This is a genomic window from Martelella sp. AMO21009, from assembly GCF_053484295.1.
The window spans coordinates 51,233-74,309 of sequence record NZ_JBAKFR010000019.1 but is presented as its reverse complement, the minus strand read 5'-3'; the positions used below and the strand labels follow the sequence as shown (position 1 = coordinate 74,309).

Genomic DNA, 23,077 nt, shown 5'->3' with positions numbered 1-23,077 from the left:
CGCTTTCGCGACATCTCTCCCCTCCGGGGCGAGAAGGTTGGGGGGCTATGCGGCGGCAGGCGTGGTTGGCTTCGGCCAGCCGATCGCCCGCAAGGAGCGCGCGGCATGAAGTTCACCCGCCTGCGCCTTATCGGCTTCAAATCCTTTGTCGAAACCAGCGATTTCATCATCGCGCCGGGGCTGACGGGCGTCGTGGGACCGAACGGCTGCGGCAAGTCGAACCTTGTCGAGGCGCTGCGTTGGGTGATGGGAGAAAATTCCTACAAGAACATGCGCGCCTCGGGCATGGACGACGTGATCTTCTCCGGCTCCGGCAATCGCCCGGCGCGCAACGCCGCCGAAGTCGGACTTCACATTGACAATTCCGACCGCACCGCGCCGGCCGCCTTTAACGACAGCGACGAGATCCAGGTCACCCGCCGGATCATGCGCGAGCAGGGCTCGCAATACCGCATCAATGGCAAGGAGGCGCGCGCCAAGGATGTCCAGCTCCTGTTCGCAGACGCCTCGACCGGGGCGCGCTCGCCCTCAATGGTCGGGCAGGGGCGGATCGGCGAACTGATCCAGGCAAAGCCGCAGGCGCGCCGTCAGCTTCTGGAAGAGGCCGCCGGGATTTCCGGGCTTTACTCGCGCCGCCATGAGGCGGAACTGCGCCTTCGCGCCGCCGAGACCAATCTGGAGCGGCTGGAGGACGTCACCGGGCAGTTGACCAGCCAGATCGAAAGCCTGAAGCGCCAGACCCGGCAGGCAACCCGGTTCAAGATGCTGTCGGCCGATATCCGCGCCCATGACGCGATCCTGCTGCATCTGCGCTGGGTCGATGCCAAGACGGCGGAAGCCGAGGCGACCAGCGCGCTCAATCAGTTGACCGCGACGGTGGCCGAGCGGGCGAACCAGCAGATGGAAGCCGCCAAGGCGCAGGCGATCGCGGGGTTGAAGACGCCCGAACTGCGCGATGCGGAGGTCAAGGCCGCGGCCCTGTTGCAACGCCTGCAGATCGCCCGCCGCCAGCTCGAGGACGATGCCTCGCGCCTGACGCAGCGCCGCGACGAACTGTCCCGCCGCCTGCTTCAGCTTGGCGAGGACATCCGCCGCGAGGAGGCGATGATCGCCGACAACAGCGCGATCCTCGCGCGGCTGGACGAGGAAGAGGCCGAGCTTACGGAACTGATCGGGTTTTCGGGCGAGGAACTTGCCGAGGCGCGCGAGAAGATGGACGAGGCCGCGGCCCGGCTTGGCGAAAGCGAGGCGGTGTTCACCGCGCTGACGGCAGAGCGCGCCGAGGCGGCGGCCAATCGCAGCCAGCTTGAGCGCACCATCGCGGAGCTCACCGACCGCCGTCAGCGGATCGAGCGCCAGATCGGCGATGCACAATCCGAGCTTGCCGCGATCAGCGAGCGCATTGCCGGCTTGCCGGATCCGGCGGAAAAACAGGCGGCGCTGGAAGAAGCGACGATCGCCGAGGAGGAGGCGCTTTCCGCCGCGGAGGAAGCCGACGAGCGGCTTGCCGAGGCGCGCCGTAACGAGGCGCTGACCCGCCAGCCGGTGGAGGCCGCGCGCGCAAGGCTCTCGGAGATCGAGACCGAGGCGCGCACGATCGAGCGCATGCTCGCCGCAAGCGCCGCCGCCGGCGATTTCACACCGCTTGCCGAATTGCTCAGCATCGAGCAGGGCTACGAGACCGCGCTCGGGGCCGTGCTGGGCGACGATCTCGACGCCCCGCTGGAGGCCGACGCCCCGGCCCACTGGCACGGCAATGGCGATGGCGGGGACGATGCCGCGCTTCCCGAGGGCTGCCGTCCGCTGAACACGCTCGTCGATGCGCCCGCCGCCGTGCAGCGCCGGCTGCGGCAGGTGGGGCTTGTCGCGGACGATGCCGCTCTCGCCCTGATGGTAAAGCTCGCGCCCGGTCAGGAACTGGTCACCGAGGCGGGCGCGGTCTATCGCTGGGACGGCTTCATCAAAGGGGCGGATGCGCCAAGTGCCGCAGCCCTGAGGCTCTCGCAGAAGAACCGGCTGGCAGCGCTTGAAGAAGAGCGCCGGGAGGCCGAGGTGGCGCTGGAGGATGCGCAGGCGGCGCAGGCCGAGTCCGGCGAGGCCGTTCGCGCAGAGGAACAGGCGGTGGCGGCAACCCGCGAGGCGGTGCGCATGGCCGGCCGCGCGGTGGCCGATGCCCGCGCCGCACTTGCCGAGGCCGAGCGCGCCTCCGGCGAACTGGTGCGCCGCCGCGATGTCGCCGCCGAAACGCTGAGCCAGTTGCAGGCGCAGGGCGAGGATATTGTGCTCAGCTTCGAGAATGCTTCTGCGGCACTCGCCGAAGCGCCGGATTATTCCGCGCTGGAAAGCCGATTGGCGGCACAGGGCGCTGAGGTGGCGCGTCATCGCGGCGAACTGGCCGAGGCCCGCGCCCGCCATGACGGTCTGCTGCGCGAAAATGATTCCCGCCAGCGCCGCCTGACGGCCATCGGGCAGGAGCGCGCAGGCTGGCAGAACCGCGCCAGAAGCGCTGAGTCGCAGATCGAGACCCTGAAATCCCGCGAGGAGGAGGCCCGCGCCGAGCTGGAAACCCTCGAGGAAGCGCCGGAGGAATTCGAGGAGAAGCGCCGCCAGCTGACCCGCGAACTGGAGCAGGCCGAAGAGGCCCGCAAGGCCGCCGCCGACCGGCTGGCAGAGGCCGAAACCGCCCAGCGCGAGGCCGACAGGGTTGCCGCCCAGGCGCTTTCAAATCTGGCCGAGGCGCGCGAGCAGCGCGGCCGCGCCGAGGAGCGGCTGGTCTCCGCCCGCGAGCGCCGCGAGGGCGCGGAAAAGCGTATTTCCGAGGTGCTGGAAGTCGCCCCGCACGAAGCCTTCCGCCTGACCGGCCTTGCCCCCGATGCCGAGCTTCCCGAGCCGGCGGCGGTCGAGCGCGCGCTGGAGCGGCTGAAGATCGAGCGCGAACGGCTGGGCGCGGTCAACCTGCGCGCCGAGGAGGAGCAGAGCGAGCTTTCGGCCCAGCTCGACGTTCTGGTCAACGAGCGCGACGATATCATCGAGGCGATCCGCAAGCTGCGCGGCGCGATCCAGAGCCTCAACCGCGAAGGGCGCGAGCGGCTGCTGGCCGCCTTCGACGCCGTCAACGATCAGTTCCAGCGGCTGTTCGTGCACCTGTTCGGCGGCGGCATGGCCGAGCTGCAACTGATCGAATCCGACGATCCGCTGGAGGCGGGGCTGGAAATCCTCGCCCGCCCGCCAGGCAAGAAGCCGCAGACCATGACGCTGCTTTCCGGCGGCGAGCAGGCGCTGACGGCGATGGCGCTGATCTTTGCCGTGTTCCTCACCAATCCGGCCCCGATCTGCGTGCTGGACGAGGTCGACGCGCCGCTCGACGACCATAATGTCGAGCGCTACTGCAACCTGCTGGACGAGATGGCGGCGACCACCGAGACCCGCTTCATCGTCATCACCCACAACCCGATCACCATGGCGCGCATGGATCGGCTGTTCGGCGTCACCATGGCCGAACAGGGCGTGTCACAACTGGTCTCCGTCGACCTGCAGACGGCGGAAAAGCTGGTCGAGGAGGTTTGAGAGCCGTCTCGCCCTGAGCTATCGACCAAAGAATGGCGTTCGCGCTGCTTTTTTCGCAAGTCCCCAATTCTCATTTCGTCCGCGATGCTCTAACGTCTCGCAGCAGAAGAGGAATTCGCGCTTTCCGGGAAATGGTGGAGATGATCCCGAAGGCGCATGAAGGCGGATGCATGGCGAATTGGGTTTACGGCTTCGGCGCGGGAGATGAGCACGAGATTGACCGCGACCGGCTCGGCGGCAAGGGCGCGGGGCTTGCCGAAATGGCGCGCATGGGTCTGCCGGTGCCACCCGGCCTCACCATCATCGCCGATGTCTGCCGCTATTTCTACGATAACGGTCGCAGCTTTCCCGACGGTCTGAAGGATGAGGTCGCCGCAGGGCTCGCCGCCGTGGAGGCGGCAACCGGCCGTCGCTTCGGCTCGGGCGACCGGCCGCTGCTGCTCTCGGTCCGCTCCGGCTCCCGCGTCTCCATGCCGGGTATGATGGACACAATCCTCAATCTCGGCCTTAACGATGAAACGGTGTTGTCGCTTGCCCGCGACACGGGGGATGCGCGTTTTGCCTGGGACAGCTATCGTCGCTTCATCCAGATGTACAGCGATGTTGCGCTCGGCCTCGACCAGGAAGTGTTCGAGGAGCTTCTGGAGGAGCGGTTGTCCGAACTCGGCCACCATGCCGAGACCCAGCTCACCGCCGGCCAACTCGAGGATATCGTCACGAGCTACAAGGAACTGCTGAGCGAAGAGCTCGACTGCGACTTCCCGCAGGACCCGTTCGAGCAGCTCTGGGGCGCGATCGCGGCAGTGTTTTCAAGCTGGACCAGCGCGCGCGCCATCGCCTATCGAACGCTGCACAATATTCCGACGGAATGGGGCACGGCGGTCAACATTCAGGCGATGGTGTTCGGCAATCTTGGCAATGGTTCGGCAACCGGCGTCGCGTTTACCCGCAACCCGTCCACGGGCGAGAATGCGCTCTACGGTGAGTTTCTGGTCAATGCGCAGGGCGAGGATGTCGTCGCCGGCATTCGCACGCCGCAAAGCGTCACGGAAGCCGGGCGCATCGCCTCGGGCAGCGAAAAGCCCTCGCTTGAAAAGCTGATGCCGGAAGCATTCGGCGAACTCGCGACGATTTCCGCGCGCCTCGAGCGCCAGTATGGCGACATGCAGGATATGGAATTCACCATCGAGCGCGGCAAGCTTTGGATGCTGCAGACCCGCAGCGGCAAGCGCGCGGCGGGTGCGGCCGTGAGGATTGCGATGGATATGGCGGATGAGGGGCTGATCAGCCGCTCCGAGGCGATCATGCGCATCGATCCGGCAACGCTCGACCAGATGCTGCATCCGACCATTCGTCCGGAATATCGCGGCACCCAGATCGGTTCCGGCCTGCCGGCCTCGCCCGGGGCCGTGACCGGCGAGATCGTGTTCACCGCCGAAGAAGCGATAGCCGCAAAGGCGGAAAAGCGCAGCGTCATTCTTGTGCGCACCGAAACCAGCCCGGAGGATATCCAGGGCATGACGGCGGCGGTCGGCGTGCTGACCACGCGCGGCGGCATGACCAGCCACGCGGCGGTCGTCGCCCGCGGCATGGGGGTTCCCTGCGTCACCGGCGCCGGCAATATGCGCGTCGACCGTTTCGACAATATCCTCCACGGCATTGGCGGGGTGATGCTGCATGCCGGCGACAAGGTGACGATCGACGGCGCCACCGGCCGGGTGATGAAGGGCGCGGCCCCCACGCAAAAGCCCGCGCTCTCGGAGGATTTCCAGCGGCTGATGGTCTGGGCCGACGATGTGCGGCGGATGAAGGTGCGCACCAATGCCGATACCCCGGCCGACGCCCGCGCCGCCCGGGACTTCGGCGCGGAAGGGATCGGCCTTTGCCGCACCGAGCACATGTTCTTCGAGGGCGGCCGCATCCACATGATGCGGCGGATGATACTCGCCGAGACGGAAGAGGGCAGGCGCGCTGCGCTCGACCAGCTCCTGCCTATGCAGCGGGACGATTTCGAGGCGCTGTTTTCGATCATGCACGGCCTGCCGGTCACGATCCGCCTGCTCGATCCGCCGCTGCACGAGTTTCTGCCCAAGACCGAAAGCGAGGTCGATGACGTCGCGGCGGCGCTCGGCATGGACAAGCAGGCGCTTCGCCATCGGCTTGACGCGCTCTACGAGTTCAACCCGATGCTCGGCCATCGCGGCTGTCGGCTGGCGATTTCCTATCCGGAGATCACCGAAATGCAGGCGCGGGCGATCTTCGAGGCTGCCGTTGCCGCAGCCCGCGCCACCGGCGAGGCCGTGGTGCCGGAGATCATGGTGCCGCTTGTGTCTCTGCGCGCCGAGCTCGATTATGTGAAGGAACGCATTGATGCGGTTGCCCGCGAGGTGATGACTGAGGCCGGCATGGAGATCGAGTATCTCGTCGGCACCATGATCGAGCTGCCGCGCGCGGCGCTTCGCGCCCACAAGATCGCCGAAACCTCGGCCTTCTTCTCGCTCGGCACCAACGACCTGACACAGACGACGTTCGGGATGTCGCGTGACGATGCGCCGGGCTTCATCGGCACCTACCAGAAAAAAGGCATTATCGAGCGCGACCCGTTTGTCTCGCTGGATTTCGACGGCGTTGGCGAGTTGATGCGCATGGCCGCCGAGCGCGGCCGCCAGACCCGGGGCGATCTCCAGATCGGCATATGCGGCGAGCATGGCGGCGACCCCGTTTCGATCCGCTTTTGCGAGGGGCTGGCGCTTGATTATGTGTCCTGCTCGCCCTTCCGCGTGCCGACCGCCCGCCTTGCAGCGGCCCAGGCGACGATCGGCCAGTCTCAGCCGGAAAGCCGGTAGCGGTTGTCGAGCATCGGCGCGCCATCCGTTTCCACCCGGCCGCGCTCGACCAGATCTTCCAGATGCGCCAGCACCGAAAGCGCTGCCGCGCCATGGAGTTTTGGGTCCGTGGTGCGGTAGATCACCTTGACGATCTCTGCGATGGTCTCGTCTCCGGTCGCGATCCGCTCGAGGATCGCCTTTTCGCGCATGCGCCGGTGCGAGCGGGTGGCCCGCAACACGCCCTTGGCATCGCGGATCGTGTCGCCGTGGCCGGAGAGATAAACGGTTTCCGGGCGCTCCAACAGTTTCTCGATCGAGGCCATGTAATCGCCCATCGAGCCATCGGGCGGGGCCACGATCGTGGTCGACCAGTCCATCACATGATCGCCGCAGAACAGATAGGGCGTGCCCTGAAGCGCAAAGGCGAGATGATTGGCGGTGTGGCCCGGCGTGTGCACGGCCTGAAGCGCAAAGCCATTATCGGCGGCGATCGTGTCGCCGTCGCCGAGAACGATATCCGGCTGAAACGCGCTATCCGCGCTTTCGGCGAAGGGATTGACCTCGCCGGCAAAAAGCGGGCGGGCGGTCTCGTGTGGACCGAAGCCGGCGATCGGCGCCCCGGTCTCAGCTTTCAGCCTGCGGGCCATCGGCGAATGATCCATATGGGTGTGTGTGACGGCGATGAAGCGGACCCTGCGCCCGCCGATCGCTTCAAGCCAGTGCGCCAGATGTCCGTCGATATCGGGACCGGGATCGATGATGCCCACCTCGTCGCGGCCGACGAGATAGCCGTTCGTGCCATAGAAAGTGAACGGCGAGGGATTGTTCGCCGTCAACCGCGCAATGCCTTCCGCAAGCAGCACGGCGCGTCCATAGGCCGGATCGAATTCGGGTCTGCCCATTCGCATTTCCTTCAACTTCTGCCCTGCCTGTCTGACACCATGCGCGCAAAATGCAAGGCCGGAGCACTGGCCCGAAGATCGGAATGAACTCCTGAGAGCATTATGCGTGCATTCGACCAATGTGCGCGCTCCGAGCCTGCGAACCAAGGCACGGCGTTCGATGCCGCCAGTTCCCGCCGCCGGCCAGAGCGTCGAGCATCCATTCGGATGTACAAGGGATACTCCCCTGTTGAATTCACGGATCAGGCGAAAAAATGGAATCCGGGTTTTCGATAGCCCGACGCGCCAAAACAAAGGGCATGATTGCCGGGCGGATCAGACCAGCCGCTCGATGATCCAGAATCTCTTCAGGCGGGCAGATTTAGACGTTGAGACCGGCCGCGAGCTTTGCTAAGAGGCTGTGCGTACCGCCGGCCCCGGCCCGCGGGCCCTTGCTGGGGTGTAGCCAAGCGGTAAGGCACCGGTTTTTGGTATCGGCATGCGCTGGTTCGAATCCAGCCACCCCAGCCAACTTGATCTTCAAATGGGGAGGGTATGATTCCGTTCGATCATCGCTTTCCGCTCAACAAGATCGTGTCCCGCAGCGTCGTGTAGCCGGATCAGTTGGTCACCACTGGCAGGCGCGGCGCAGCGGCGGCAGTATGTCGACGAGATTGCCCATTTCGAACAGCAGAGCGCGGTTCTCATTGCCGATTCCGAGCGACATCTGGGTGCGCGGGGCGGTGCGCCACCGGGTAATGTCGGCGATGCTGGTGAGGCCGCGGGCGTTCGTCAGCACGGTGCCGTCGGCGACGGCCTGCCAGGTTTCGGTTTCCGGCCGACCGCTCGCCGTTCTGATCTCGATTGTGTGGGGACCGAGCGAAATGGGTTGCGGCAGGATCAGGCGCGCGGTGGTGATATTGGCCTCGCATGACAGCATCAGGATGGCGCGGTCGGCGGGTCCCGTCGCATCGGCGGGCGGCGTTTCGGGCATGGTCAGGTAGACGTTTGCCGTGCCCGGCTGCAGCAGATCGCCGGGGTTTTGCGCCGCGTAGATGGCAGCGCTTTTTTCAGGCAGCGCGCCGTTTTCGGCCGGCGGTGGCGGGGCCGCTGGTGCTGCGGCGGCTTCGGCCATCAGCTCGGGCAAGGTCAGCAGATCGTTGGAGCCGACCCGAGAATAGCGGAACTGCCAGCCGCCATCGCCAGCCATGCGCGCCTGTTCCATCGCATGAGCGAGCGCGGCGATGGGCGGTTTCTCCTGAGAAGAGGCTGCTGGCGCAGCGGTTGGCGACGTGCCGCCGGACAGCACCGATATCGGCGTGCCCAGCAACTTGTCGAAACAATCGAGCCGGTTCAGCCGGTCGACGGTTTGCAGGCAGGCATCGAGCCCCGCCTTTGGCACCGCCACGGTGTCGGCCGCGGCCGCCGGGTAAGCGGTCAGCAGAACGCCGCTTATCAGGGAGAGCAGAACCGGCTTCTTCATGTCGAACCTCGTGTGTGTGTGGCGGTCATCGCTCAGACCTCCTCCCTCTGCGTTTCGGTTATGCTTTCGTCACCGGCGCAAATGCCGTAGCGCGCCAGCTTTCGTGACAGTGTCCGGCGCGGAACATCGAGAGCCAGCGCCATGTCCGCCTGATTGCCGTGGAAGCGACGAAAGCAACGCGCAAGGATATCGGCCTCGGCCTTGCCGACCATTTCCCTAAGCCCGCCTTGATCGGGGGCTGCGTCATTGGGGGCGTTCACTGCCGCAGGGGTCGCGCCGGCAAGCATTGAGGCATGCGCCTCGCGCATTTGTGTGAGTGAGATCTCGGCCTCATCGCGGGCCAGCAGCACGCAGCGCAGCAGAAAATTCTGTAATTCACGTACATTGCCGGGGAAGGCATGGGTCTGCAGCTCGGCCATCGCCTCGGCGGTGAACGCCTTCACCGGCTCGTCCTCGCGGGCTGCGATCTCGGCGAGGAAATACTGGGCGAGATAGGCGATATCGCCCTCGCGCTCGCGCAATGGCGGGAGCTTGATCGCAAGCTGGGCGATGCGGTGGTACAGATCGGCGCGGAAGGTTCCCTGGCCGACGGCGGCCTTGAGATCGCAATGGGTGGCGGTGATCAGCCGGAAGTCGACATCGTGCTCGGTGTCGGCGCCGAGCGGGCGCAGCTTCCGCTCCTGAAGCACCCGCAGCAGCTTGGCCTGAAGGGCGGGCGGCAGGTCGCCGATTTCATCGAGAAACAACGTGCCGCCATCGGCCCTCTTGATCAGCCCCTCGCGCGCGGCTTCGGCGCCGGTGAAGGCGCCTTTTTCGTAGCCGAACAGCTCGCTTTCCATCAGGCTTTCGGGGATGGCGGCGCAGTTTTCGGCGATGAAGGCCTTGGCCTTGCGCGGCGACAGGCGGTGCAGCGCGCGGGCGGCGAGTTCCTTGCCGGTCCCGGTTTCGCCTTCCAGCAGCACGGCGTAGTCGCGGCCGGCATAGCGCGCGATCTGGCTGCGCAGGTTGGCCATTTGCGGCGATTGCCCGACCAGCCGTTCGGCAAGCGCGTCATTGAGCCGCTTCCAGCCGTCCTCGGCGTTTTTGCGGGTCTGATCATTGGCGCGTTGTTCAAAGGCCTCGACCAGCGGACGCAGTGCAATGAACGCCCGAAACAGCCAGGATAGCTCTGCCGCTTTTTGCGATAAACCGGTATCGGGAAGCGCGCGCACGTTGAAAAAGGCAATACCCGCGCCGGGGCGGAAGCCGGCTTGCGCGTCCGCGTTGACGCCGGCATCGAGACGGAAGGCCAGCAGGCGGCCATGGGTTTCGAACAGGCTTTTGCGCAAGGCCTCGTCATCGCCGAACGTTGCCTTGCCATGGCAATAGACATTCTGGCGCTGCATGGCGAGGATGGCGGCCGGTGGCCTTCTGTCCAGCCCGAGAGCAAGCTGCGGCAGTCGGCCGGTCGGCATCGTGCTGTCGCTGGCAAGCGGGACCAGCGCGCGCCCGGTCGCGTCGACGGCATAGACCGCCATGCCAATGGCCGGCTGGATATCAAGCGCCGCCTTGATGAACTGGCTGCGCAACTGGCCATCGGTGCGCGTCATCATCATGCGCAAGCCTGCCTCCATGATGCCGCCAGCCACAGCCTCCATCGTCAGCCACCGTCCGCCAGTTGGGGAGACCGCTCGCGCGCCTCTTCCCGCGCAATCGTTTCGAAGGAGAAACCGTGCTCCTCGTCGTAGTCGACGATGATGGCCCCGAGCGCGATGCCCTGTTGGCCGGCCTCCAGAATTTCGAGCGAAATGGTCGGCAGCAATTGCCGCTGGATAATCTGGTCGACAAAGCGCGCGCCATTGGTCGAGAAACCGCACATGGAGCGGATGCGCGCGGCGGCATTGTCGGTGACCATCAGGGCAATGCGCTGGCTGTCGGCAAGGAGTTCCTTTAGACCGGCGAGCTTCATGTCCACGATCTCGGCCATGATTGCTTCGGAAAGCGGCAGGTAGACGATCGGCTGCATGCGCGCGAGCAACGCCGGCTTGAAATGCTGGGCGAAGACCGGTTGCAGCGAGCGCGCCATGGTTTCCGCCGATGGCGTCTTGCCGTCCTCGGCGGTTGTCACCCAGTTTTCGATCTGGTCCGAGCCGAGATTGCTGGTGAGGAAGAACACGACATTCTTGCAGTCGATGGCGCGGCCCTCGCCATCGACGAGTTCGCCCTTGTCGAAGGCCTGATAGAAAAGATTGAGCACATTGGCATCGGCCTTTTCGACCTCGTCGAGCAGAACCACGGAATAGGGTTTCTTGCGGACGGCTTCCGTCAGAATACCGCCCTCGCCATAACCGACATAGCCGGGCGGTGAGCCGATGAGGCGCGAGATGGTATGGCGCTCCTGATATTCCGACATGTTGATCGCGGTCAGGAACTGCTCGCCGCCGAAAAGCTGGCGGGCGATTTCAAGCGCCGTTTCGGTCTTGCCGACGCCGGATGGGCCGGCGAGAAAGAACACGCCCAGCGGCTGGCCCTTGCGGTGCAGGTCGAGACGGGAGGCTCTGAGCCGCTCCTCGATTGCCTTCAGCGCATGGTCCTGGCCACGGATCGTCTGTCCCATGGTTTCGGCCAGCGTCAGCAATTTCTGATAATCGTCGGCAACCATGGCGGTGACCGGGATGCCGGTCCAGTCGCCGATGACGGCGGCGATTTCGGCGGCCCCCACATCGACGGGCACCATGCGATCGGCAATGTCGATGCGGCTGAAGCGTTCGGCAGCTTCGGCACTATTCGGCTGAAGTGTGTCGGACCGCAGGGCGTTGGCATCGCCTGAAGCGGTTTCAAGAAGGCTGCGTCTTTGCTCCAGCAGCGCGCCCGCGATTTCGCTCTGTTCGGAGAATTCCTTCTCCATCCTGCCGATTTCGTCATCCAGCATGCCGAGACGGATTTCGACAATGGTGAGGCGCTCGCTCTGCTCCGGGTCGATCGTTCCGAGCGCCTTGTCGCGCTGCAGTCCATCACGCTCGCGCAACAGGGCGGCCCGCTCCTCGCCATGCCGTTGCAGCACCGCCGGAGTTGCCGAGCGCGCGGCCGACACCCGCGCGCAGGCCGTATCGATCACATCGAGCGCCTTGTCGGGCAGTTGCCGCCCGGTGATATAGCGGGCGGAAAGGCGGGCGGCGGCATCAAGCGCCGCCTCGGTGATGTAGACGCCGTGGGCTTTCTCATAAGCCGCCTTCAACCCGCGCAGAATGATGACCGCCTCGTCGACCGTCGGCTCATCGAGCTTGATCAACTGGAACCGGCGGGTCAGCGCCGGGTCCTTTTCGAAATATTGCTTGTATTCGCTCCAGGTGGTGGCCGCGATGGTTTTCAGTTCCCCGCGCGCAAGTGCCGGCTTCAGCAGGTTGGCGGCATCCGAGCCGCCCTTGTCGCCGCCGGCGCCGATCAGCGTATGCGCCTCGTCGATAAACAGCACGATCGGCGTGGGGCTGGCCTTCACCTCGTCGATCACGGATTTCAGCCGCTTTTCGAACTCGCCCTTCATCGAGGCGCCGGCCTGCAGCGATCCGATATCGAGACCCCAGACCTCGACGTCCTTGAGCGGTTCCGGCACGTTGCCTTCGGCGATTTTCAGCGCGAAACCTTCCGCCAGCGCCGTCTTGCCGACACCGGCCTCGCCGACGCAAATCGGGTTGTTCTTGCGGCGCCGGCACAGGATTTCGATGATCTGCCGGATTTCGGCGTCCCGGCAAAACACCGGATCGATGCCGCCATTGCGCGCCAGCTCGGTGAAATTCGTGCCATAACGGGAGAGCGCGCTGTCTGATGTATCGGGTTCCTGCGGGCCGGCTTGCCCGCCGGAACCCGCTGTCCCCTGCGTCTCGACCGAACCGGCCGTCAGCGTTTCGAAGCGCTTGAGAATGTCGTCGGCGGAGAGCGTCTCCAGCATATTGTAATAGGAGAAATCGAGATAGCGGCCCGGGTCGGACAGCATGGCGATCAGCACGGCGCCGGAACGGATCGTTGGTTCCTTCAATTGCACCGACGCGACGATCCAGGCGTCCTGGAGGAGATCGAGGAGGAGCGGTGAAAAGGTTGGCGTGCGATCGGCCTCGCTCTGGCGCAGGCGCGCGAAAGTGCCTTCGACAGCCTCTTTCAACTGATCGGGCGAAAGGCCGTTTTCCTGCAAGATGACGCGGATATCGTTGCCGGGCTGGCCGAGAAGGCAGAACAGAAAATGTTCTATCGTGACTTCGCGGTGATAGCGGGCAACGCAAAGCGAGCCGGCCTCCTCGATTGCCAGCCGCGACCCCCGGTTGAGCCTTTCGATGATTGCCCGGATATCCAGACGCGCCATGTCGGTTCCCCGTCGTTAAAGAATGTTCTGCAATTGCTGGATAACTTGATCCGTGTAGCGATCCAGGCTGATGTAGAAGGCGGCGAAGGTGCCGATGCATAAAATCGCAAACAGGATCCATATCAGCGACACCGGCGTCTGGCGGCGGATGATATGGGCCTTGCTGATGACCTTGTCGCGAAACGAGGTCAGCACTTCCGGCGGATCGCCGCGCTCCTTGCGGACGGCGTCGTGAACTTCGCGGATTACGGTCTCAAGCTGGCTGCGACCGTTGTGCATGACCCTGTATTTGCCTTCAAAACCGAGGCAGAGCAGCAGGTACAGGAATTCGATGAGTTCGATATAGCGTTCCGGATCGCGCATCAGACGCGCCAGCACGATGAAGAATTTCTCGCCGCCCCAGGTCTCGGAGTGATATTGCGCCAGCAGGCTGCGCTCCGACCAGTCTGAATCCTGGCCCCAGGGCGAACACATGACGGCTTCGTCAACGGCCGTGCACAGGCAATAACGATGGGCAAGAATCGTCGCCCGGTCATAGCCCTCGCGATGCAGCTCCAGCTCGATGGATTCGATTTCGGCGCTGATGTCGTGGTGCAGATGATCGACGCTGTCAAAGTTGCGGACATCGGGTATACGCGCCAGAAGCGCCAGCAAAGGCTGACTGGCATCGACAATCTTGTTGAGGCTGTTGCCGCGCAGCGGGAACGAAAGGCGGGACGGCGCATAGGTCCTTGCCGAAACCGTCTTCATTTCCGGAGTCTCGGTGGCCTCGATCAGCCGAGCTCCATCGACATCCGTGCCGGACCCGAATACGCCCGTTTGGCCCTCGGTCAGATCGCTCATGTCATTGCCCTCTCATTGCGGATGGCCCAGAACTGCATTTCGAGATCGGGAAAATTGCCGGTCACGTGGAAGGCGAAACCGCTGGCGTTCTCGATGTATTTCCAGCCCGGTGAGTTCTCGTCGAGCTGGAAATAGGTGAAGCCCGCGTGATACGGCAGCTGGCGCGGCGGCGCCGGCAGACGCTGCAGCACCACGCCGGGCAATTGCACGTGGATCAGTTCGCGGATTTTCTCGATCGACGACACCTTGGTCTGCGCCGGGAACTCCAGCGACAGTTTTTCCAGTTGAACGCTCGCCTTCACGGCAATCACGAAAATCGCGGTCTTCAACAGCGAACGGTCGTGCAGCGGCGTGGTGTAGACACCGTATTTCTGCTTGTTGAGCGGCAGGGCGACCGCATTGGCCTCAAAGATCGCCGTCAGGGATTGCCGCAGCGAGGTGATCACCGGCTCGAAGCAGATGGCCGGCTCCTCGTGATGATAAGGCGGCCACATCTCCGGCATTCGCTTTTCATGGGTAAAGGTCGCAAGCTCGCCCGCTGCCCTTGCCAGAACCATATAGAGGTCGCGCAGGTGCACGCCCTGAACCGTGGCGAGATGCCTAAACTCCGGCCACAGCCTGTTGATGGTCTGCAGCATGAGAAAGTCCGACACATCCGAGACGCCGCGCTGCCCTGGTGTGCCCAGCCGCTCGGCAATCTGTCTGGCGCGCTGCTGCAACAGGCCGACGAAGTCCTCAAGCGTTTTCTTCAGTTGCGGCGTCGCTTCGAGCGCCGATGCCGTCGGCAGAAAGCGATCGTCGAGCACCAGGCTGCCATCCGAACGTTTCTCGCGGATGCGGGCGACCGGCAGGCAGGTATAGGAGGAGCGGTCCTCCTCCTCGAGCATCAGCCGCAGGCGGTATTGCGCGACATTGATATCGAAGGGCTCGGTTTCGGCGGAGGCATTGTCGCGCACTTCCTGCAACACCGCGCTCATGCGCACGTTGGATTGCGGCTGATCGGTATCCTCGATTTCCGGAACGCCGTTGAGCCTGAGCGGCAGCGCGAGATAGACGCGCTGATCGACGATATTGCGGCCGCTGACATCGAGCGCCGCCGGCGGCTTGGTTTCGCCGGGAATGTCGAGCACGGAACCATCCGGGAAAACCCCGCGGGCGCTGTCGATCACGACCTTGCCATGCAGCAGGTTTTCGGGACTGATCTCGACCTTCGACAGGCCGGTCTGATAGGCGTCGACGCCTTCGACCCGCGTTCTGATCAGATATTCGATATAGCGCTGTTGCTGCTGGAAATGATGGGGTTTCAGAAACAGCCCGTCGCGCCAGACAACATGATTTCTCAATGACATTTTTTGCTTCGATCCATTCTGCCTAAAGCCTAGCGGTGCAGGTTCGTGATGATTTGCGTTGGCGTGATCGCGGTGAAGAGCTGATAGGTTTCTCCCTTGGCATTCACCTGAACGGTCGTGCGCCAGTTGATGTCCTGGTAGTTCACATAGCCGGCGACGATGCCGATGAAGGTCGTATCCTTTTTCAGTTCGATGTTTTCGATGGGCTTGGACTGGTCCGGCGTGACCTGGACCTGCTTCATGTCGACATAGGTCGATTGCAGCGTGCCTTTCGGGTCGGTGGTCAGTGACTCAAAGTCGGACTGCATGAACTGGCCGTCGTCGGAGAGCTGGAAAACCCAGATATCGATCGGCAGCGACTGGCCGTCATCGCCGCGATTGGCGCCCTTTTCCTCGAAGATCATCATGTTGAGCGTGCTCGGCTGCTCGGTCGCCTTGCCGACCGGTATGTCAGGGTTGGCGATAACCTTGATGATTTTGCCCGTCGCCTGCGGAATGCCGCAGGACGACAATCCGGCCACGACAAACAGCAACGCCACAAACGCAATACGCCGACGCCCACACATATGCCTACCGCTCCTCTCCCAAGCCAGCGAGCGCCTTGCTGCGCATCTCGCGGTCATAGACCTGACGGAAGATTTCCCAGAACATGCGCGTCAGCCCGCGCTGGCGGTCGGACTTCATTTCTTCGTAGTAGTGGCGGTACATCTGCCAGTGCCAGGCATCCTGGTCGCCAACGCGCGGCGCATGGCCCTTGTAGCGGGCGAAGCGGCGCGAAAGCTGGTCTGGCGCCAGAGCGGCCAGCACCGCGCCCAAGGCCGCATCGATCGCCACCCGGCTTGCCTGTTCGTGGGCGCTGATCTGCTCGAGGCTTTCCTCGACGGCGGCGGTCGCGTTCAGATGGACGGGGCTTTGAACCAGAAACAGATCGCGCATCGCCTCCTCGGTGGTCATGTCGAGGCGAAGCGGATTGTCTTCCACGGGATGCAGATGCGTGTCGCTGAGATTGTTGCGGTCTTCGCCCTGGAGGCTGTGAATGGCCATCAGGCCGGAAACGGCGGTTTTCAGCGCGGCGCCCGCCTCGCGCGCGAGCCGGTTCGCCTCCGGAACGGGCATATCGGCCACCGGCAGCCCCATGGCCTGCATCAGTGGGCGGAGCACCACATGGTCGACCTGTTCTTCGTCCGCCAGTTGCCCTATCCTGGCGGCGGCCGGCCATTCCTCCCGCTCGCGCATTTCCTGAAGACCGCCTTCAACCGAGCGGTTTGCCAGCTCGTCGAGATAGTCTTCCAGTTCCTCACCCTCCCGCCTGACGCCAGGGCTTGCAAAGTTTGCGTGCTCGGCCATCGGATCATCGACGCCGAGCGCCTTCTTGCTCGACTTCGGTTGGAGATTCAGGTCGTCGATCAGATCTTTCTTGTCTGGCATGGCTCTCATTCCTCGTTGGCTGTCGAACAGAACGACCGGGTCGTTCGACAAATCCGTCTCATTGCTGGCGGTTCGCTCGAGATGCGTAACGGGGTCGATCCCCTCATCGATGTCGGTTTCGTCGCGTTCGAAAAAGTTGCTTCGGCCGTCGTCGGAGTCCGAGGCATCGGCAAGCAGCGCGACTGCATCGATCTGCTCATTGGGGTTTTCGCCCTTGAGTGTGCCGGGGATGATGGTTTCCACAGCGGAAAAGCGTTCTTCCCACCCTTGGAAGCTCTCGCCTCTGCTCTTTTTTCTGGCCTCGTCGTCGGCGAGATAGACGGAGACATCGAAGTCGCCGATCTTCCATCGGTCGCCGTCGGAGATCGAAAACGCGGCGCCTGTCGGGAGCGGCCGCGAAGAACCGTTGATCACCATGCCCTCATCATTTTCGGGCGTGGCGCAGAAGTGGCCATCCTGAAGGTATATGCGGACATGGTGCGAACTGACGGAGCCGGCGCGATCGGCAAGACGCCAGTTCGCATCCTCCGCCGAACCGATGGTTCCGCCGTGCTCGGTAAAGACGGCGGTGGCGACGATGCCGCTTTCCAGGTTGATGGTGTTGTTGACGGCGAGGATCAGGCGCATTGTCAAAGCCTCCCCGTCACGCGGACATCGCGGCGGCTTGCTTCGCCGGTTCCCAGAAACGAAGACCAGCCGAGATGCGAGCGGTAACCATCGGCCTCTTCGGGCGAAATCTCTTCGCGCCCATGCAGGCAAAGCGGCCTGGCCTCTCCGGCGGCAAGGCCGAGCTTGATGTCATAGGCATGCTGGTCCCGCAGCATGAACTCGATGAGCTGTTTCAGAGCCTCATGGCTGCTGCCGCGCGGCAGGAATTCCTGGAAACGGTGGAATCCGAGGTTTTTCAGATAGACGTTGAACTTCGAGGCGATGTCGGGAACGCGCTCGCCGATGACGGCGCTTTCGCCCAGCACCGAGTTAAGCTGGCCAAGAGAGAACTGTTGCTCGGCTGGAATATCCACCTTGCGCCGGATCCATTCCTCGACCTCGACATCCGGATGGAAAAAGGCATGGGCAACGACCGATGACACAACCTGCGGCGATCTGTTGCGCGAGGCGAGCAGGCCGGTGAAGGTCAGGAGCCTTGCCCAGTTGATCGGCGACATCTCGCGCGCTTCCCGGTCGGCAAGGCCGAACAGGCAGAACATGGCCTGGGAAAAATCGTCTCTCGCGTTCGGCTTGTAGCGCACATAATAGCGGTACTTGCGCATCGCGCGATGCATCAGCCCGACAAGCCGATTGTGGAAGAAATCGAAGAAGCCCTTCAGCAGGGAGCCCTCGGCATCATAGCGGGCAACCGTTTCCTGATAGTAGGAGGGCAGGGGGGAGCCTGCGCCATGGAGGCCGAGAAACGTCACTTCCATGCGGAACCGGCCGCGCCGTCTACCTGGGGGCGTTTCTTTCTTGTCATCGGTGCTGCGATCATCGACCGGCGGCGGGTCCTCCAGAACGATATCGTTGATATCGGACACCGGAAAGCCGAGGCGGTTGTCGACGCTGAAGACGATCTTCTCGTCTGTCGGAAGCAGGTGGGTTCCCACTTCCGTGCCTTCGTCGAAAGCGCGCTGCGTCTGCTCGACGGCCTGGAAAAACGACCAGGCGCGCGCATCGCGGACTAGAAGGTCCGTCAGATGATCGGCTGCCGGCCTGTCTTCGCTGGCCATTGGTAAACCTCGTTGTTTTCCTCGCCTTCCACGATGAGCTCGTGGAAGGAGTTGATGCTGGCATAAAGGGTGAAGAATTCGGCAAGCACGCTGGCGAACAGGTACATGTCGCCCTCGCTCTGAAAGCAGGACTCCCGGATGGTCATGCGCGTCAGAAGTCCGCGGATGGGCTGGCCGCGAAACAGCTTGTCGAAAGGCTTGGTGTCGATCGCGCGGATGCCGTCCATGCGCTGGCGGCTGGTGCGCTCGGCGCGGCGGTCGGCATAGGCCTGAAAATCATAGATCGCGATCACCGCGCCAAGCGCATCCTTGTCGAGAAGCGACACGTAATTCAGCGCGAGATTGGAAATCATCGTCCAATAGAGCGAACCATCGAGCGGCGGGTAGATCGGCGCCGTCGGCTGACGCAGATTGCGAAAGGTGACAAAGGCGGGCGTATCCTCGGTCATCACGCAGATATCGCCGCCGCCGAGTTCGCGCGCATGGCGGGCGTTGAAGCAGCTCAGCTCCGCTGAAACCACCTCGAAATCCGGCACGGCGCTCGAATTGTCGTGCCGGACGAAGGAAATGAGGTGATCGGCGCCGGCCTGCCGCAGAGATTCCCGCATCCTGAGCCGGTAGTAAATCTGCGTCAGGTTCTGCTGGCGTTCGACCTCGTGATGAAAGGATTCGAAGGCCGGATATTCGCGAAGGTGCTTGCCGGTTGAAGGTTCACCCTCGGAACGCCAGCTCACGACCCGGTCGATCGAAAAGATGGCCTTGGCGCCGTCGCCATTGGAGGAGGGTCTCAGGGGATAATGAAGCCGGCGATAATCGACCTTCATCGGTTCGGCATCGTAACGAAACAGGTTGACGGCCGGGGTGCAATAAAGCTGTACGGTGTCCGGGCGCACCTTCACATCCGGGGGAAGGGGACGCTCGAACTGAACCGACAGGCGAAACGTCATGCCGCTTTCATTGCCGAGGCTTTCGCCGAAGCGGAGAAGATCGAAGCACTGGAATTTTTCCGGAAAAACGAAGTACTCCTGCAGCAGGCGATAGCCTTCGTAGGCTGTATTGCCTGACGGCAGTATCGCCTCGTTCGCCGCGAAACCGCCGGGCTGGACGTTCCGCAGTGGAAAGGACACGGTTCGACCGCCGCCTTCTCCGCCCGTGACGGTGATGTCGATGGATTTCAGATAGCGCCCGAACCACAGGTAAAGCATCTGTGCGGTGTGATCGCCGCTGGCAAACCACAGTCGCAGATCGCGGAGATCGATCATGCCGAGCGGCAGACCGGACAGCGTTTCGAAATCGATGTGCAGCGTGGTCGACTGCCGCGATCGCTCAAGATATTGCTCGGCGATTTCGAGCGGATAGACATGGGTTTCGGACGTTGTTCGGAACGGGCAGACCGTACCGGATACCGGCCGCGACAGGATGATCGTGCCGTGCGGCACGACTTGCCGTTCGGTGATCGACTTTTCCTGCGGCGTAAGCTTCATCAGCGCCGTGGAGGGAAACGGCCGGAGGAAATTCGGCAACAGCAGATTGACGACGGAATGGGTGAGTTCCGGCAGTTCGTCGTCCAGCTTCTCCCGGAGCCGCGACGTCAGAAACGCAAACCCCTCAAGCAGACGCTCGACATCGGGGTCCGTCGACTGTTCGGAAAGATACCGAGCGAGTTTGGGATTGTTTTCAGCAAAGAACCGACCGCTTTCCTTCAGATAGGTCAGTTCGTCCTGAAAATAGCGTGAGCGCGCCGAGTTTGCCAATTCTGGCTCCTGCAACTACTTACATTACTGTTTCGGCATGCCATCAGGACGCGCTGGCGAACTGCTTCTGTCTCAGCGAGCAGGTCCGTCCGCCATGGCGATCTTCAGGCATTGTCCTCCCGCAAGAGCGCGGCCTCCCGGACGCGTTCTAGATAATCTGCGTGGCGTGTCCGTCGCGCATCAGCAGGTCGATCTCGACCAGTTCCTGCCGCGATTTCGCCGGCACCAGAGCCTGGATCCGGAACTTCAGATCGAGCGGCCGATCTGGATCATGCATGCACTCGACAACCTTGACCTCGACGCGCGGCTCAAAGCTATTGATGCAATCACGGATCGACGCCGCGATATGTCGGGTCAGGTCGTTGGATTCGATCGACGACTCGTTGAAATCGGCAAGACCGAGACCGGGAGCTGACTGGGACGCGCCGCTACGCGCATTGAGCAGCCGGATAAGGTGGCGTTTGATCGAACGCACGGTTGCCGACGCGGCATCGTCCGTGCGTTCGATCGCCATATTCTCCTCATCCAGCACAAGGCGCTCGAACAGGCTTCCTGCCGACCGGCGATCGATGCTGTCCCGGATATCGGTGTCGCGGTCCCCTCGCATGGCCGATCTAGTCTTCCTTGTCGAGCTTGCCCACCAGGGACAGTTCGAAATTGGCGCCCATATACTTGAAGTGCGGACGGACCTTCAGCGTGACCTGATACCAGCCGGGATCGCCCTCGACATCGGAAACCTCGACGCTTGCCGCGCGCAGCGGGCGGCGCGAGCGCACATCCGAAGGCGGGTTTTCCTGGTCGGCGACATATTGCTTGAGCCAGACATTGAGCTCGCGCTCGAGGTCTTCCTTCTCCTTCCAACTGCCGATCTGCTCGCGCTGCAGCACCTTGATGTAGTGCGCCAGCCGGTTGATGATCATCATGTAGGGCAGTTGCGTGCCGAGCTTGTAGTTGGTCTCGGCGGCCTTGCCTTCCTTGGTGTTCTGGAAAATTTTCGGCTTCTGAACGGAATTGGCCGAGAAGAAGGCGGCGTTATCCGACCCCTTGCGCATGGTCAGCGCGATGAACCCCTCCTCGGCGAGCTCATATTCGCGCCGGTCGGTAATCAGGATCTCGGTCGGGATCTTTTCCTCAAGCTGCCCGAAGGCCTCGTAGACATGGACAGGCAGATCATAGACCGCGCCGCCCGACTGCGGGCCGATGATGTTCGGACACCAGCGGTATTTGGCAAAGCTTTCGGTCAGCCGCGTGGCGAGAACGAAGGAGGTATTGCCCCACAGATAATGCTCGTGGTCGTCGGTCACGCTTTCCGAATAGACAAAGCTCTTGACCGGATTTTCCTCCGCGTCATAGGGCTGGCGCAGCAGGAAACGCGGGCAGGTGAGACCGACATAGCGGGAATCCTCGCTCTGGCGGAAGCCCATCCACTTGCGGAAGCGCGGTCCTTCATAAATCGAGAACAGATCCTTCTGCGCCGGCAGATCGACGAATTCATCGACGTCGAACATCTCCGGCGAAGCTGCCGCAATGAAAGGCGCATGTGCCATGGCGCCAACCGAGGCCACGAACTGCAACAGCTTGACGTCGCGTGCGCCGGGGCCGAAATCATAATTTGCGATCATCGCACCCACAGGCTCGCCGCCGAACTGGCCGTAGCCGGAGGAGTAGATGTGCTTGTAGAGACCGGACTGCACCACTTCCGGCGCGGTCTCGAAATCCTCCAGCAGCTTCTCCTTGGAGACCGGCAGCAGGTCGATCTTGATGTTCTCGCGGAAGTCCGTCTGGTCGATCAGAAGCTTCAGCCCGCGCCAGGCCGATTCCATCTCCTGAAATCCCTTGTCGTGGATGATTTCGTCCACCTGACGCGAGACCTTTTCGTCAAGCTGGGCGATCATCTGATCGACGAGAACGCGGTTGATGCGCTCGCCGGGCTTGCGGCTTGAGAGCATGTCGGCGATGAACGCTTCCATGCCCTTGCGCGCGATGGAATAGGTTTCCGTATCGTCCGGACGGATCCGGGTTTCTTCCATGATCTGGTCCAGAAGCGAGAAGCTTTGTATTTCGCCGGACTTTTCCTTGAGAGCAGCACCTGATTGGGCCATGTTTTTCAACTCCGAACTACGCGCCGATGATCTCGGCAGGTCAAACTGCATTCCGGTATTCCTTCAGGAAAACGATGCCTGGTCAGTCTTTCTTGCCTTTCGTATCCTCGCCCTTGACGGCGATCTCGCCATCGGGCTTGCCGGCTAGATCGGGCTTCGGCGCTGCGGCCAGTTTCTCCGCCTCGCGGGCTTCGATCGACTGCAGTTCCTCCATGAGCTTCTTGCGGGCATCCTCATCTTCCAGGATCTGTTCAAGACGCTGACGGAAGGCCGGCATATTGCCGAGCGGCCCCTTCAGCGCGACAAGCGCCTCGCGCAGCTCGATAAGCTTTTGCAACTCCGGTACCTGCCGCACCACGGCATCGGGCGAGAAATCCGCAAGGCTCTTGAACTCAAGCGTGGTGCGAAGGCGCGCTTCCTCGTCGCCGGAGAGCGTGTCCTTCACCTCCATATCGCGCTTCAGTCCGGCCTCCTTCATCACCGAGGCGAAGCTGTTCTTGTCCACCGAGAGCATTTCGCGCTCTTCCAGCGGCAGGCCGTCATCATGACCCAGATAGTCGCCGAGCATGACGAGACGGAGAGGCAGTTCCACCTCTTCCTGCTGGTCACCCGTTGCAGGGACGTAACGGATATTGATGCGCTCCTTGGGAGCGACTGAACTGTCTTTTCCAGCCATTTTGTCTTGCCTCCTGTGTTCATTCAGGCCCGTTGGAAACGCGCGCGACTACGACCTTTGCGGGTATTCAGAGTAAATTTGCCGAAATTAAGGTAACCTCTAAAAG

At 62.9% G+C, this 23,077-nt stretch carries 15 protein-coding genes and 1 tRNA gene; 3 read left to right on the top strand and 13 right to left on the bottom strand.

Annotated elements, in window-relative coordinates:
• Positions 1–105: 105 nt before the first annotated feature.
• Together V6766_RS18100 and ppdK are read left to right on the top strand one after the other, a co-directional pair.
• Positions 106–3,567, top strand: a complete 3,462-nt coding sequence (locus tag V6766_RS18100) for a chromosome segregation SMC family protein (protein WP_448468864.1) — start codon at positions 106–108, stop codon at positions 3,565–3,567.
• 170 nt (positions 3,568–3,737) lie between these two features.
• On the top strand, positions 3,738–6,413 hold the full coding sequence (gene ppdK / locus V6766_RS18095; RefSeq protein ID WP_448468862.1) for a pyruvate, phosphate dikinase: 2,676 nt from the start codon (positions 3,738–3,740) through the stop codon (positions 6,411–6,413).
• Here the strand turns inward: ppdK and V6766_RS18090 are convergent.
• Positions 6,395–7,297, bottom strand: coding sequence for an MBL fold metallo-hydrolase (locus V6766_RS18090; protein WP_448468860.1), 903 nt, complete (start codon positions 7,295–7,297; stop codon positions 6,395–6,397). The two genes, ppdK and V6766_RS18090, sit on opposite strands and share 19 nt — an antisense overlap.
• A gap of 435 nt (positions 7,298–7,732) precedes the next feature.
• Between V6766_RS18090 and V6766_RS18085 the strand changes: the two genes are divergently transcribed.
• Positions 7,733–7,807 (top strand) — tRNA-Gln (locus tag V6766_RS18085).
• 97 nt (positions 7,808–7,904) lie between these two features.
• On the opposite strand, the gene V6766_RS18080 is transcribed toward V6766_RS18085, so the two are convergent.
• The 12 genes from V6766_RS18080 to tssB form a co-directional block, all read right to left on the bottom strand.
• Positions 7,905–8,759, bottom strand: a complete 855-nt coding sequence (locus V6766_RS18080) for a type VI secretion system-associated protein TagO (protein ID WP_448468858.1) — start codon at positions 8,757–8,759, stop codon at positions 7,905–7,907.
• Positions 8,760–8,791: 32 nt separating this feature from the next.
• On the bottom strand, positions 8,792–10,396 hold the full coding sequence (locus V6766_RS18075; protein ID WP_448468856.1) for a sigma-54 interaction domain-containing protein: 1,605 nt from the start codon (positions 10,394–10,396) through the stop codon (positions 8,792–8,794).
• 2 nt (positions 10,397–10,398) lie between these two features.
• Positions 10,399–13,095 (bottom strand): type VI secretion system ATPase TssH, encoded by a 2,697-nt coding sequence (tssH, locus tag V6766_RS18070; protein ID WP_448468854.1) that lies wholly within the window; start codon positions 13,093–13,095, stop codon positions 10,399–10,401.
• A 15-nt stretch (positions 13,096–13,110) separates the two neighbouring features.
• A complete protein-coding gene (icmH, locus tag V6766_RS18065) occupies positions 13,111–13,938 on the bottom strand; it encodes a type IVB secretion system protein IcmH/DotU (RefSeq protein WP_448468852.1) in 828 nt (275 codons plus the stop codon).
• Positions 13,935–15,287, bottom strand: a complete 1,353-nt coding sequence (tssK, locus tag V6766_RS18060; protein WP_448468850.1) for a type VI secretion system baseplate subunit TssK — start codon at positions 15,285–15,287, stop codon at positions 13,935–13,937. The genes icmH and tssK overlap by 4 nt, the downstream gene beginning before the upstream one ends.
• A 29-nt stretch (positions 15,288–15,316) precedes the next feature.
• Complete coding sequence (gene tssJ / locus V6766_RS18055; RefSeq protein ID WP_448468848.1) at positions 15,317–15,826, bottom strand: type VI secretion system lipoprotein TssJ; 510 nt, start codon at positions 15,824–15,826, stop codon at positions 15,317–15,319.
• A 31-nt stretch (positions 15,827–15,857) separates the two neighbouring features.
• Positions 15,858–17,342, bottom strand: a complete 1,485-nt coding sequence (gene tagH / locus V6766_RS18050; protein WP_448468846.1) for a type VI secretion system-associated FHA domain protein TagH — start codon at positions 17,340–17,342, stop codon at positions 15,858–15,860.
• Between the two features lie 2 nt (positions 17,343–17,344).
• Positions 17,345–18,439: a type VI secretion system baseplate subunit TssG gene (gene tssG, locus V6766_RS18045; RefSeq protein ID WP_448468844.1), complete on the bottom strand. Its 1,095-nt coding sequence runs from the start codon at positions 18,437–18,439 to the stop codon at positions 17,345–17,347.
• The gene (tssF, locus tag V6766_RS18040; RefSeq protein ID WP_448468842.1) at positions 18,403–20,193 is read right to left on the bottom strand and encodes a type VI secretion system baseplate subunit TssF; all 1,791 of its coding nucleotides are present in this window, start codon (positions 20,191–20,193) and stop codon (positions 18,403–18,405) included. Before tssF ends, tssG begins: the two co-directional genes overlap by 37 nt.
• A 148-nt stretch (positions 20,194–20,341) precedes the next feature.
• Positions 20,342–20,800 (bottom strand): type VI secretion system baseplate subunit TssE, encoded by a 459-nt coding sequence (gene tssE, locus V6766_RS18035; protein WP_448468840.1) that lies wholly within the window; start codon positions 20,798–20,800, stop codon positions 20,342–20,344.
• Between the two features lie 7 nt (positions 20,801–20,807).
• The gene (tssC, locus tag V6766_RS18030; RefSeq protein ID WP_448468836.1) at positions 20,808–22,295 is read right to left on the bottom strand and encodes a type VI secretion system contractile sheath large subunit; all 1,488 of its coding nucleotides are present in this window, start codon (positions 22,293–22,295) and stop codon (positions 20,808–20,810) included.
• An 82-nt stretch (positions 22,296–22,377) separates the two neighbouring features.
• On the bottom strand, positions 22,378–22,971 hold the full coding sequence (tssB, locus tag V6766_RS18025) for a type VI secretion system contractile sheath small subunit (protein WP_448468834.1): 594 nt from the start codon (positions 22,969–22,971) through the stop codon (positions 22,378–22,380).
• Positions 22,972–23,077 lie beyond the last annotated feature (106 nt).

Coding starts and splice junctions, on each gene's coding strand:
- ppdK (WP_448468862.1), top strand. CDS start 3,738: ATGGCGAATTGGGTTTACGGCTTCGGCGCGGGAGATGAGCACGAGATT.
- tssB (WP_448468834.1), bottom strand. CDS start 22,971: ATGGCTGGAAAAGACAGTTCAGTCGCTCCCAAGGAGCGCATCAATATC.
- icmH (WP_448468852.1), bottom strand. CDS start 13,938: ATGAGCGATCTGACCGAGGGCCAAACGGGCGTATTCGGGTCCGGCACG.
- tssG (WP_448468844.1), bottom strand. CDS start 18,439: ATGGCCAGCGAAGACAGGCCGGCAGCCGATCATCTGACGGACCTTCTA.
- tssC (WP_448468836.1), bottom strand. CDS start 22,295: ATGGCCCAATCAGGTGCTGCTCTCAAGGAAAAGTCCGGCGAAATACAA.
- tagH (WP_448468846.1), bottom strand. CDS start 17,342: ATGCGCCTGATCCTCGCCGTCAACAACACCATCAACCTGGAAAGCGGC.
- tssH (WP_448468854.1), bottom strand. CDS start 13,095: ATGGCGCGTCTGGATATCCGGGCAATCATCGAAAGGCTCAACCGGGGG.
- V6766_RS18100 (WP_448468864.1), top strand. CDS start 106: ATGAAGTTCACCCGCCTGCGCCTTATCGGCTTCAAATCCTTTGTCGAA.
- V6766_RS18090 (WP_448468860.1), bottom strand. CDS start 7,297: ATGGGCAGACCCGAATTCGATCCGGCCTATGGACGCGCCGTGCTGCTT.
- tssK (WP_448468850.1), bottom strand. CDS start 15,287: ATGTCATTGAGAAATCATGTTGTCTGGCGCGACGGGCTGTTTCTGAAA.
- tssE (WP_448468840.1), bottom strand. CDS start 20,800: ATGCGAGGGGACCGCGACACCGATATCCGGGACAGCATCGATCGCCGG.
- V6766_RS18080 (WP_448468858.1), bottom strand. CDS start 8,759: ATGAAGAAGCCGGTTCTGCTCTCCCTGATAAGCGGCGTTCTGCTGACC.
- V6766_RS18075 (WP_448468856.1), bottom strand. CDS start 10,396: ATGGAGGCTGTGGCTGGCGGCATCATGGAGGCAGGCTTGCGCATGATG.